Below are 555 nucleotides of genomic sequence, written 5' to 3' on the forward strand. Positions count from 1 at the left end.
CCGTTGGAAAGTTCGTATTGCATGCTTCACCTTACTGAGAGATGCGAGCACCAACAGTTGCTTCAGCACGTTCGACCGGAACTTCCCAGCCGATGATCTCGAAGCTGTCAACCTGGCTGGTGTATTTACCAATGGTCTGTTCACCATTGACAGTCAGCCAATAGTAACCACCGTTTACTGGACGGTTGGAGGTGGCACGAGATGATGTGGTACGGGAATTGCTTTGGGTGGCAGTTTCCGCACGAGCGGTTCGCGGTTGCGCTGTGGCAGTTGTCTCGGTGGCTCCCGGCGCAGGTGGGATGGCACGGTTCTGCTGGGGAGCTGCGTTGGTTGCTGTTGTAGCATTATTATTTACCTGACGGAAGTCTGCGAAGTTGGCGACAGTCTCACCAACGATTTCTTCACCGCTTACGAATTGAGAAATCGCAGCAGTATATTTTTCCAGAGTCACACCTTCCATACCCGGAGCAGTGTTAACTTCCAGAACCCAGGCTTCTTCACGGTTGGTGATAATATCCACCGCACCGTAATCCAGACCGACGGCTGCCATTGCTT

General features: G+C 52.6%; 1 protein-coding gene. It reads right to left on the reverse strand.

Translation table 11 applies throughout. The features are described from left to right. Positions 1-31 precede the first annotated feature (31 nt). The coding region (locus tag N1032_RS27215) for a hypothetical protein (RefSeq protein ID WP_259543822.1) at positions 32-555 on the reverse strand (524 nt) is incomplete at its 5' end.

Source organism: Herbiconiux daphne (genome assembly GCF_024979295.1).
Classification (GTDB): Bacteria; Actinomycetota; Actinomycetes; order Actinomycetales; family Microbacteriaceae; genus Herbiconiux; species Herbiconiux daphnes.